Source organism: Flavobacterium sp. ASV13 (assembly GCF_000745775.1).
GTDB lineage: Bacteria > Bacteroidota > Bacteroidia > Flavobacteriales > Flavobacteriaceae > Flavobacterium.
The window spans coordinates 581,606-593,931 of record NZ_JQJY01000001.1 but is presented as its reverse complement, the minus strand read 5'-3'; the positions used below and the strand labels follow the sequence as shown (position 1 = coordinate 593,931).

Here is a 12,326-nt window from a genome sequence, read left to right as displayed (position 1 = left end):
AAAGTGATGTGGTACAATACTAAAGCTTCAGAATTATTAGGAATTCAATATCCAATTATGCAAGGGCCATTTGGCGGAAATTTGTCAACGGCTGAACTTACTGCGGCCGTTTCAAATGCGGGCGGTTTGGGAGGATATGGCGCGTATACTATGAGTCCGCAGGAGATTTATGAAGCTGACAAACAGATAAAAGCCTTAACCAACAAACCGTATAATCTAAATCTTTGGGTTTCGGATTCCGATATGGATCCAAGCGGAATCACAGATGAACAATACAATAAAGCAAAAGAATTGTTCAAACCTTATTTTGATGAAGTCGGAATTCCATTGCCAGAAAAACCGGCACCGTTTCAATCCCGATTTGAAAATCAGTTGCAAGTAGTTCTGGATATTCGTCCGAAGGTTTTCAGTTTTATGTTCGGAACGCTTTCTCAGGATATTTTGGAACAATGTAGAAAATTAGGAATTGTAACCGTTGGCGCCGCAACCACTTTAGACGAAGCATTATTTTTAGAAAATGCAGGCGTAGATATGATTATCGCATCAGGTTTTGAAGCAGGCGGACACCGACCTTCATTTTTGGCTTCTGCCGAATCTTCAGTAACTGGAACTTTTGTTTTGTTGCAATTAATTAGAGAAAAAGTAAAAATTCCTGTTATTGCTGCAGGCGGAATTGCAAACGGAAAAGGAATTGCCGCAGCATTAGCTTTAGGAGCAAGCGCCGCTCAATTGGGAACTGCATTTTTAGCTACCGAAGAATCAAACGCATTGCCAATTCACAGAGAGATGTTATTTTCAGATGCAGCAAAATACACGACTTTATCACGCGCTTATACAGGAAGACTCGGGCGTGGCATCACAAGCCGAATTGCAAAAGAAATTATGGGAAAAGAAGTAGATGTTCTACCGTTTCCATTGCAGACTACATTTATGTCTCATTTGCGAAAAGCGGCATTGGATCAGGAAAAATGGGATATGATACTTTTTTGGGGCGGACAAATTTCGCCAATTCTAAAACATAGAAGGGCAGGAGAATTAATGCATTCTTTGATTGAAGAAACAACAGCTTATTTTGATGATTTGAAAGCGTAATAATGTATTTGCGCCACTTTTTAAGATAATAATGAACTCATTTCAGAAGCGGAATGAGTTTTTTTATGTCTTTTTTGAAATATAAAAACTAAAATAGACTTAATTTGATCGATAATAAGCTAATTTTTATGTTTTATAAATCATTGTTTTTGAGTTTATTATTGAGTTGAGATTGCTTAATTTAAAATAAAACTCAAAAAAAGTAATTTTAAACTTGACTAGTTCGGTAGAATTAATATATATTTGTAACGCAGAATATTTCTGTAATGATACTTATCCAGAAAGACTGAGGGAGTAGGCCCTGTGAAGTCTTAGCAACCTGTTGCTAAACAAGGTGCTAAATCCTTCCCGCCTTGCGGGACAGATAAGAAAGATTTCTAAAACAAATCTGAATGAGATCATCAGTATTAAAATTTATTTAAAAAAAAATGAAAACCAAGTCAGTTCTATTACACGCCGATTCTGATCGTTTCAATTTGTTTATTCAAGAAAATAATATTGAAGTTTTCCGAATGCGAAGATTTTAGGTTTTTCATTTTTCTTTTAAAACAAAATTTGCCAAGTCTTTCAGGATTGGTACAGGAATTCTTTTGTTCAATTTAAAAACACAATTTAAAAATCATATAAACGTATTAATCACTAAAAATCAAAAACAAATGAAAAAAATACTATTAGGTTTTGCTTTATTTTTTGGAACAATCCAAATTCAGGCGCAAGAAAATAATTTGCAATTAAAAGGGACGGTTGTCGATACTGTTGCGCAATATGTGTATTTGCAAAAGTTTCATAATAAAATGTTTACCACAATTGATTCGGTAAAAGTGAAGGATGGGAATTTCAGTTTTAAAACAAAAGTAAAAACGCCAGAATTATACGGTTTAAGTGTAAATACTGCAGATTCTCCATTGTATGTTTTTCTTGAAAAAGGGCCAATTACAGTTAAATTAAGTCCGAAAAAATATTATACAAATTCAGTTGTTGAAGGTTCTGCTGCACAAGATTTGTTTGAAACGTATAAAAAATCAAAAGATGTAGAAATCAGCAAATTCATTACAGAAAATCCGAAATCTATTGTTTCAGCTTATGTTTTGTATAGAAACTGGTCATATCGACTTACTCCAGAGCAAATCACACAAAATATTGCTTTGTTAGATAAAAGCCTTCAGAATATCACTTACGTGAAAGAACTAAAAGATTTGGCTATTGTATTAGACGGATTAGCGGTTGGAAAAAAAGCACCAGATTTTACAGCTAATGATACAGAAGGAAAACCGGTTCATTTTTCTGAAAACCTGAAGGGTTACACTTTAGTGGATTTTTGGGCATCATGGTGTGGTCCATGCCGAAGAGAAAATCCAAATATTGTGGCAGCTTACAAAGAATTCCACGATAAAGGATTTAATATAATCGCTGTTTCTTTAGACAAAAAGAAAGAAAACTGGATTAAAGGAATTCAGGATGATAAACTAACATGGACGCACGTTTCTGATTTGCTTTTCTGGAACAGTGCAGTTGCAAAATTATATGGCGTAAGAGCAATTCCGGCGAATTATTTAGTGGATTCTAAAGGAACTATTATAGCTAAAAATCTTCATGGAGAAGAGTTGCAATCGACTTTGAAATCGCTTTTAGATAAAAAAGTCAGCAACAACTAATCAATCGATAATACAATTTGTTAATTTAAAAATGATAGGGAAATGAATGCTATTGAGCCAACAACAAAACCAACAGAGTCTGAGTGTTACTTTAATAAGTTTAGAGAAAACACATTAGGAATTGATCATATTTTTGAATCGGTTTACGGAGAACAAAATTTGCTTTATGCAGATTGGGTTGCCAGCGGAAGATTATACGTCCCGATTGAAGATATTATGCTCAATAAAGTTGGTCCGATGATTGCCAATACGCATTCGTTTTCAAGTCAAACCGGAAAAGCTTCGACTTATGCTTATCAACGAGCAAGAGACATTATTAAAAAGTCGGTTAATGCAAACGAATCTGATGTTTTAGTTACAACCGGAACCGGAATGACGGCTGCTTTGTCGAAATTACAGCGCATTATTGGCTTGAGAAAGAATCATCAAAAAGAAAATGCAAATGATAAACCAGTAGTTTTTATCACACACATGGAGCATCATTCAAATCAGGTTTCGTGGTATGAAAGCAATGCCGATGTTGTAATTCTGCCTCCGGATGAAAATAACTTGGTCGATCCGGCAATTCTTTCTTCAGAAATAAAAAAATACGCTGACAGAAGTGTAAAAATCGGTTCTTTTACGGCTTGCTCAAACGTTACTGGAATTATTACGCCGTATTATGAATTAGCCAAAATCATGCATCAAAACGGTGGATTGTGTTTTGTAGATTTTGCAGCTTCGGCGCCTTATGTCAAAATTGATATGCATCCAAAAGATCCGGAACAACAATTAGATGCTATTTTCTTTTCGCCTCACAAATTTTTGGGCGGACCAGGAACTTGCGGTATTTTGGTTTTTAATGAAAAATTGTACCAATCTGATTTTCCTGATAATCCGGGCGGAGGGAATGTAAAATGGACAAATCCGTTAGGGAAATATTCATATAGTGACATAATTGAGGTAAGAGAAGACGGCGGAACTCCGGGATTTTTACAAGTGATTCGAACTGCTTTGGCAATAGAATTAAAAGAAAAAATGGGAGTGGAGCAGATTGCAAAAAGAGAGAAAGAGCTTTTGGATCTTTGTTTTTCGAAACTTCAAAAAATACAAGGCTTGTCTATTTTAGGAGACTTAAAAAGCAAACGAATTGGTTGTGTTTCTTTCGTGATTGAAGATATTCATTACAATTTAATCGTAAGACTTTTAAATGATCGTTTTGGAATTCAGGTTCGCGGTGGCTGGTCATGCGCTAGTACTTATGCGCATTATCTGTTCAATATTGATGAAAAACGTTCTAATTTGATTACCAATGAATTATTGGATAAAAATCAAACCAGTAAACCAGGTTGGGTACGTTTGTCATTGCATCCAATTACTACAGATGAAGAGCTTTTATTTATTTGTAATGCGATTAAGCAAGTGGCTTTGTATTATAAAGAATGGCAGAAAGATTACGTCTATAATCCTGCAACAAATGAATTTGAAAATCCTGAAATAAAAGACACCATTTCGAGAGAAGTGAACGATTGGTTTAGATTGCAATAAAAAATAATCTATTATTTTGATAGGGTAATAAAAGTTTTAATGATTTTTGTGCTAAAATTGGAAATTACTACTTAAATTTGCAATCGCAATGAGAAAAAATGACCAGAATATGAAGAATTATTATAACAGCAATATGATGTGCTGTATTATTGTAATGCGATTCATTGAGCTGGCTTCTATATAAAATGATATTATTTATTTCAAAAAGCCTTTCACGAATATTTGAAAGGCTTTTTTGTTTTTAACCTTGATTGAAAAATGATTGAATTAAAAAATGTAACCAAAACTTTTCATCAGAAAGACAGAGTTGTGACTGCTTTGTCTGATGTCTCGTTGAGAGTTCCGCAGGGGAAAATTTTTGGTGTTATCGGAACTTCGGGTGCTGGAAAAAGTACTTTGATCCGATGTGTGAATTTGTTGGAAAGACCAACTTCGGGTGAAATTATTGTGGATGGAAAAGCGTTGATGCAACTTTCAAACCGAGAGTTAGCAATCGAAAGAAGACAAATCGGGATGATTTTTCAGCATTTCAATTTGCTTTCTTCAAGAACCGTTTTCGAAAATGTTGCTTTTCCGTTAGAATTGGCCGGAACTTCAAAAAGCGAAATAAAAACACGTGTTTTAGAATTATTGCAATTAGTAGGTTTGGCTGAAAAAGCAAACGATTATCCAGCAAGTCTTTCTGGTGGACAAAAACAAAGAGTGGCGATTGCGAGGACTTTAGCTAATAATCCAAAAGTATTATTGTGTGATGAAGCAACAAGTGCTTTGGATCCTGCAACTACACGTTCAATTTTGAATTTATTGAAAGATATCAATAAACGTTTGAACATCACAGTTTTGCTTATTACGCACCAAATGGAAGTCGTAAAATCGATTTGTGATGAAGTCGCCGTTATCAGTCACGGAAAGCTAATAGAACAGGGAAGTGTCGGAGAAATTTTCGCTGATCCAAAACAAGAATTAACCAGAGAATTTATTTCTTCTTCTTTACATATTGAAGTTCCGTCAGTGTATCAGGAAAAATTGCAAAAAGAAGATAATGGAAATCTTAATCCATTATTAAAATTAGAAATGACAGGAAAATCAGTTAACGAACCTGTTATTTCAGAAGTTTCAAGACTTTTTGATACTGATTTCAAAATTGTAAGCGCACAAATGGATCAGGCTGGCGAAGTAAATTTTGGTGTTATGCTGATTGAACTTTCAGGAAAACGCGAAAATTACAATGCTGCGATTCAATATTTTAATTCAAAACACATTAAAACAGAAATTCTAGGTTATGTCTGATTCAATTATAGATTTATTAGTAAAAGGAACGTGGGAAACCATAGTTATGACTTTTGTGTCAGGCTTTTTTGGCTTTTTATTGGGGCTTCCAACAGGAATTTTACTTTTCCTGACGCGTAAAAATCAAATTTTAGAACAGCCTGTTTTAAACAGAACTTTATCGGTTTTGGTGAATATTTTTCGTTCCATTCCGTTCATCATTTTAATCGTTTGGATGATTCCGTTTACGCGCGCTATTGTTGGAACTTCAATTGGTGTTAGTGCGGCTTTGGTTCCGTTGAGCATTGGCGCAGCGCCGTTTATTGCTCGTTTGGTCGAAAACAGTTTGTTAAGTCTTCCTTCGGGATTGATTGAAGCTGCAAGAGCTTTGGGCGCAACTCCGTTTCAAATTGTTTATAAAGTTTTGCTTCCGGAAGCTTTGCCTTCTTTAATCAATGCGGCTTCCATTACCTTAATTACACTTGTAGGTTATTCTGCAATGGGTGGAGCTGTTGGCGCTGGTGGATTAGGACAAGTAGGTTACCAATACGGATATATTGGTTATGATGCGGTAACGATGAATTCGGTTTTGGGTTTACTTGTGATTTTGGTATTCCTGATCCAGTTTGCCGGAGATAGATTATCAAAACGATTTGATCACCGATAGGAATTATGAGTTATGAGTTAGAACTTGAAACTTGAAACTTGAAACAGAACATTAAAAATTAATATAGAAATGAAAAATAAATTAAATATTTTAAGAACGGCTGGAGTTTTGGCTTTGGCACTTGTTTTATCAAATTGTGGAAATGATAAAAAGAATGATCCACATTTTATTAAGGTTGGAGTTGCTGCCGGACCAGAATTGAAAGTGGCTGAAGCTGCTAAAAAAGTAGCAAAAGAAAAATTCGGATTAGAAGTAGAATTGGTTTCTTTTAACGATTATGTAATTCCAAATGAAGCTTTAAGCCAAGGTGATATCGATGCAAATGCTTTTCAGCACAAGCCATACATGGACGAACAATCTAAACAGCGTGGTTATAAATTAGCAATCATCGGAAAAACATTTGTTTACCCAATCGCGGCTTATTCGAAAAAAATAAAAAACCTTTCAGAATTGAAAAACGAAAGCACAATTATTATCCCGAATGATCCAACAAACGGAGGACGTTCATTATTGCTTTTGCAGAAAAATGGTTTATTGAAATTGAAAGATGGCGTAGGTTTATTGCCAAAAGTAACAGACATTATAAGTAATCCTAAGAATCTAAAAATATTAGAATTAGAAGCGCCACAATTACCAAGAGCTTTAGATGATGCAAATGTTTCAATTGCGATTATCAACAATACGTTTGCTTCTCAGGCAGGATTGGTTCCTTCACGTGATGCTTTATTTGTTGAAGATAAAGAATCACCTTATGTGAATTTGGTGGTTAGTCGTGAAGACAATAAAAATGAGGAGAAAGTAAAACAGTTTTTACAGGCTTTTCAATCTCCGGAAGTTGAAAAGGCAGCTGAAAGAGAATTTAAAGGCGGTGCAGTAAAAGGCTGGTAATAAATTAAATTGCTAAATAAAAGAAAGACGAATGGTATCAACAGTGATATTATTCGTCTTTTTTTATTTGATGAGTAAAGAAGGAAGATTAATTTTTAAGATTCGGAAGGTCAACGTTGCATTTTGCTTTCTGAAATGGAACAATTGCGAAAAGTAATTCGTACAATTCTAAAAAATATATTTTAAGGCCAAAATATAATTACGATGTTCAATTATCATCAATAGATACTTCATTATGGACTGAAAAACAGCTACCAGCTTGTGATTGTTAAATTTTTCACACTAAAAGTTTCTTTTAATAGAAATGATGCATTTTAAGCTGTTAAAAAACTTTAGGTTTCATTTTATAATATGAAACAGACTTACGGTAGAAAAAAGATATTTTACATTTTATTGCTTCTTAACTTTATACTTCGATAAGAATACATAATGTTGAAATACAGTTTTTTAGTTTCTAATACAAGAAGTTGATTTTCAAAATATTCCAAAAAGCAGAATTCATTTAATTTTATAAATTGTATAGTATGTCTGTTCCCAAAGAGTTATATAATTTAAAATTTTCAGAATACTTAGAATCGTTAAAGGTTTTGTATTTGGTAGATGATAATTTTAAAACGATCTGCGATGACTATTGTTCCAATATGCTTAAAACAGAGAAGTACAAGAAGAAATTTGAAAAATACTTTCAATACAAACTTGAAGCTGAAAATTTGGCTAAAGAATTAGAAGAAGAAATCCTGATTTATTTGATTAGAAATGGATGGGATAAAAAATAAAAATTCATAGAAGTTTGTTTCATTTATTTAATTAGTAAGTTGTAAAAACTCATTTCATTAGAAATGAGTTTTTTTTGAATGAAAGACGTAAAACCAATCGCTGTCTTTAACTATTGTTTAAGGTATGTTTTTAAAGACACAGCCCTCTTTTTTCTTTACTTTTTAAAATTACCAGTATTTGCAGTGCTTTGCAGTGCATATTTATAAAATAAAGAATACTTTTCAAGATGTTTCAAGTTATAAAATGAAACAAAATAATATATTCTTATGTGAATTTACTTCGTAATTTTATGCTTTATTTAAGATAAAATTCAAAACACAACTGTTTGTAAATTAATGTATTAGTTGTTGTTTTTGAAATTGACTACTACATGAAATAAAAGATTCTTTTTTAAAAGAAATTTTGTAAACACCGATTTATGAAAATTCCGTTATAAATCCTTTTAAATGCCAAGTTCCTAGAAATATCAGCCAGACTTTTACCCCATAAGAGATAAGTTTTAGTTCATTATTATTAAACAAACAATTTTAAACTATAAATCATTATGAAAAAAAAGTTTTTAAATCTGGTTAAGATCAGGCATCTGACCATTTTAATTTGTTTTCTGGTCATAAACCTCATACATGGTCAGGATGATGGAGCAAAGAAAAGTATGGAAATCTACGGATTTATCATGACTGATGTTGGCTATAATTTTAATCAGATTCAGTCGGATTGGTATGATGTAGTAAGACCTACGAAATTACCCTCTTACAAAGATGAATATGGCGTTGATGGAAGTTACTACGCATCGGTACGTCAGACCAGATTCGGTATAAAAAATTATTTTGATACTGGAATTGGAGAATTAAAAACTCATTTTGAATTTGAATTGTTCGGGACTGGAGTTGATGCTGGACAAACCACTTTTCGTTTGCGCCACGCTTACGCCGAATTAGGGAAGTTTGGAGCCGGGCAAACCTGGAGCCCTTTCATGGATATTGATGTGTTTCCTAATACATTGGAATATTGGGGACCAACAGGAATGGTCTTTTTCCGAAATATCCAAATTCGTTATATGCCAATTCAAGGCGACACTCGTTTAACCATTGCATTAGAAAGACCTGGAGCAAGTGCTGATCAGGGAATTTATGAAGATCGTATCGAACTTCAGGGCGTACGTGCAAGATTTCCATTTCCAGACTTATCAGCAGAATATCGTCATGCATTCAATTGGGGATATCTTGAATTAGCGGGAATTTTAAGAAAAATAGAGTGGAAAGACCAAAACAATGATCAATATGATTTATCCGGAGATGCAGTTGGATGGGGATTAAACCTGAGTACAAATGTCAAATTTGGTAAAAATGATGTTTTCAGAGGTCAGGTTGTTTACGGAGAAGGAATTCAGAATTACATGAATGATGCTCCGGTTGATGTCGGAATTGAAAATAATTTTGGCAATACTACAAAACCGATAAAAGGTGTTGCGCTTCCTTTGCTTGGAATAGTTGCTTTTCTTGATCATTCCTGGAATGATAAATTTACAAGTTCAATAGGCTATTCAATGATTGATATTGACAACTCTGATGCAATGACTAATGATGCCTTCAAAAAAGGACAATACATCATAGCGAATGTGCTTTATTCTCCGGCAAAAAACTGCTTGGTTGGAGGTGAATTTCAATGGGGTGACCGTGATAATTTTAGAGATGGCTGGAGTACTTCGATTACAAAAGTGCAATTTTCATTTAAATACAATTTCTCAGAAACATTCTATAGAAAAAATCAATAGTTAATAGCTGTTGAATGTTCCCAATAAAACAAAAAAAATAGAAAACATGTATAAAAAAATACAATACATACTACTGTGCGGTCTTTGTATTACTTCCCTACAAGCTCAAACCCGAACTGAAAAAGATCTTTTGGGCGATAAACAAATTCCCGCAAATGCTTATTACGGAGTTCAAACGGCTCGTGCGCTGGAAAACTTCCAGATCAGCGGGATGACAACACAATTTTATCCTGACTATGTTAGAGCTTTTGCAATGGTAAAATTAGCAGCCGCCAGAGCGAATGCGGATGTTGGCCGACTTAAAAAAGATCGACTTGCAGCAATCGAAAAAGCTTGTCAGGCTGTCATTGACGGAAAATACCATGATCAGTTTCTTGTTGACTTGTACCAAGGCGGGGCGGGTACGTCGGCAAATATGAATGTGAACGAAGTTCTTGCCAATATCGCTTTAGAAATGAGTGGTCATAAAAAAGGAGAATATCAATATATAGAACCTCATGATGATTTAAATATGGGACAATCTACAAATGATGTTTACCCAACAGCGATAAAAGTGGCATTATTGCTTCATAATGATAAACTTGTAAAAGAAGCAGATTTGCTTGCTCAGGCTTTTCATAAAAAAGGAGACGAATTCAAGGATGTCTTAAAAATGGGACGTACAGAAGGGCAGGATGCTGTTCCAATGACCGTTGGACAGGAGTTTCACGCTTTTGGAAATCAGCTGGATGCTGAAGTAAATACGTTACGTAAAGTTGAAGTTTTTTTATGTGAACAAAATATGGGCGCAACTGCCATTGGAACAGGAATTACAGCTTCGCCAGGTTATGCGGAAAAGGTTGCTGTACATTTGGCAAAAATCACAGGAAAACCGATTGTAATGAGCAAAGATCTTATTGCTGCTACAACCAGCCAGCAAGGATTTGTTTTATATTCTTCGGCACTAAAAAGTATGGCGGTTGCAGTGTCTAAAATTAGTAGTGATCTTATCATTCTGACTTCCGGACCTCGTACAGGTATTTTTGAAATCAATTTGCCAGCACTTCAGCCGGGATCTTCAATTATGCCAGGTAAAGTGAATCCGGTAATGCCGGAACTTATGAATCAGCTTTGCTTTAAAGTAATGGGAAATGATCTTACAGTGACTCTTGCAGCGCATTCGGGTTTATTGCAATTAAATGCTTACGAGCCAATTGAAGCCATTGCAATGATGGAATCACAAGGATTATTTTTCAAATCTTTCCCTTTATTCAGAAAAAATTGTATCGATGGCATTACGGTAAATAAAGACATTCTAAATCATTATATGGAAAGAAGCGTTGGTATTGTTACTGCGCTGAATCCAGTATTGGGATATGAAAAAACTACTGAATTAGCCAAAGAAGCACTTGCTACAAATAAAGGAATTCTGGAGCTTATTCGCGAAAAGAAATTGCTGACAGAAGATCAAATCAAAAAACTTTTGGATCCTGCAAGTTTAACAGGTCAAAAATAACATCAACTTAAAAAGTAAAAAATATGAAATCAAATATAAATTTTTATAAAGGAATGCTTCTTTTGGTGATGTTATCACTAAGTATCAGTGTGTTTGGACAGGCAAAGCCTAAAGTTCTTATTTTGGCAACGGGAGGTACAATTGCCGGAGCAGCTAAAAGCGGCGTACAATCAGGATATACATCGGGTCAGGTTACTATTGATGCAATGGTAAACGCAGTTCCGGATGCACTGAAATTGGCAGACATTAAAGGAGAGCAAATTGCCAATGTTGGATCTCAGGATATGTCATTTGATATTATGATGAAAGTAGCAAACAGAATTAATGAATTGGCTGCAAGCAAAGATGTAGATGGTTTCGTAATTACACACGGAACAGATACTATGGAGGAAACCGCTTATTTTTTAAATCTAGTTGTAAAAACGGATAAACCTGTTGTGCTTGTTGGCTCTATGCGTCCATCAACAGCAATTAGCGCAGATGGACCTTTGAATTTATACAATGCAATTGCCGTTGCAGCAGATCCTCAGGCAAAAGGGCATGGTGTCCTTTTAGTAATGAACGACTGGATACATTCTGCTCAATCTTTGACAAAAGTGAGCACTACAGCGGTTCAGACTTTTATGTCTCCAATACGTGGACTTATCGGAACAACTGCTTATGGAGTAAATGATTTTTACCATTATCCTGATCAAAAATTTGGAAAAACTTCAGAATTTGATGTAAAAGGTGTGACTTCTTTTCCACGTGTAGATATTATTTATGCTGATGCTGATATGAAACCGGATTTAATCGATGCTTCGATTGAAAAAGGAGCCAAAGGAATTGTAATTGCCGGAGTTGGAAACGGAAATATGAATAAAGCATCGCTGGATGCCTGTGCCAGAGCCAGCAAAAAAGGAATTATAGTGGTTCGAAGCACGCGTGTGGCGACTGGAATAGTAGGAAGAAATGTAGAATGCAACGATGATGAATTAGGATTAATTGCTTCTTATGGATTAAATCCCCAAAAGGCTAGAATTTTATTGACAGTGGCTTTGCTGAAACCTCGAAAACTAGATGAACTTCAAAAAATATTCTTGGAATATTAAGAATAATGAACACGTTGATACTCAATTTTTGAGCTATATTTTAGATAAAGAGTTATTTAATTGCCCCTTATAACACTTTAATTATTGTTTC

General features: G+C 34.5%; 10 protein-coding genes and 1 riboswitch. All 10 genes read left to right on the top strand.

What is annotated here, in order from left to right:
• The first annotated feature begins 6 nt into the window (after positions 1 to 6).
• Complete coding sequence (locus tag GQ47_RS02530; protein WP_035644414.1) at positions 7 to 1,092, top strand: NAD(P)H-dependent flavin oxidoreductase; 1,086 nt, start codon at positions 7 to 9, stop codon at positions 1,090 to 1,092.
• A gap of 270 nt (positions 1,093 to 1,362) precedes the next feature.
• A riboswitch (SAM riboswitch) is annotated at positions 1,363 to 1,463 on the top strand.
• Positions 1,464 to 1,748: 285 nt separating this feature from the next.
• Entirely contained in the window at positions 1,749 to 2,747 is a 999-nt protein-coding gene (locus GQ47_RS02525; RefSeq protein WP_035645140.1) for a TlpA disulfide reductase family protein, read from the top strand.
• Between the two features lie 42 nt (positions 2,748 to 2,789).
• Positions 2,790 to 4,274 carry an aminotransferase class V-fold PLP-dependent enzyme gene (locus GQ47_RS02520; protein ID WP_035644411.1) on the top strand — a complete coding sequence of 495 codons (1,485 nt, stop codon included), beginning with the start codon at positions 2,790 to 2,792 and terminating at the stop codon, positions 4,272 to 4,274.
• Positions 4,275 to 4,532: 258 nt separating this feature from the next.
• The gene (gene metN / locus GQ47_RS02515) at positions 4,533 to 5,564 is read left to right on the top strand and encodes a methionine ABC transporter ATP-binding protein MetN (RefSeq protein WP_035644408.1); all 1,032 of its coding nucleotides are present in this window, start codon (positions 4,533 to 4,535) and stop codon (positions 5,562 to 5,564) included.
• Positions 5,557 to 6,210, top strand: coding sequence for a methionine ABC transporter permease MetI (locus GQ47_RS02510; RefSeq protein WP_035644406.1), 654 nt, complete (start codon positions 5,557 to 5,559; stop codon positions 6,208 to 6,210). Before metN ends, GQ47_RS02510 begins: the two co-directional genes overlap by 8 nt.
• Before the next feature lie 69 nt (positions 6,211 to 6,279).
• A complete protein-coding gene (gene metQ, locus GQ47_RS02505) occupies positions 6,280 to 7,098 on the top strand; it encodes a methionine ABC transporter substrate-binding lipoprotein MetQ (RefSeq protein ID WP_035644404.1) in 819 nt (272 codons plus the stop codon).
• A 524-nt stretch (positions 7,099 to 7,622) separates the two neighbouring features.
• Positions 7,623 to 7,874 (top strand): hypothetical protein, encoded by a 252-nt coding sequence (locus tag GQ47_RS02500; RefSeq protein ID WP_035644401.1) that lies wholly within the window; start codon positions 7,623 to 7,625, stop codon positions 7,872 to 7,874.
• A 545-nt stretch (positions 7,875 to 8,419) separates the two neighbouring features.
• A complete protein-coding gene (locus tag GQ47_RS02495; protein ID WP_035644399.1) occupies positions 8,420 to 9,649 on the top strand; it encodes a DcaP family trimeric outer membrane transporter in 1,230 nt (409 codons plus the stop codon).
• 46 nt (positions 9,650 to 9,695) lie between these two features.
• Positions 9,696 to 11,144 carry an aspartate ammonia-lyase gene (locus GQ47_RS02490; RefSeq protein ID WP_051951317.1) on the top strand — a complete coding sequence of 483 codons (1,449 nt, stop codon included), beginning with the start codon at positions 9,696 to 9,698 and terminating at the stop codon, positions 11,142 to 11,144.
• Positions 11,145 to 11,167: 23 nt separating this feature from the next.
• Positions 11,168 to 12,235, top strand: coding sequence for a type II asparaginase (locus GQ47_RS02485; protein WP_035644397.1), 1,068 nt, complete (start codon positions 11,168 to 11,170; stop codon positions 12,233 to 12,235).
• Positions 12,236 to 12,326: the final 91 nt, after the last annotated feature.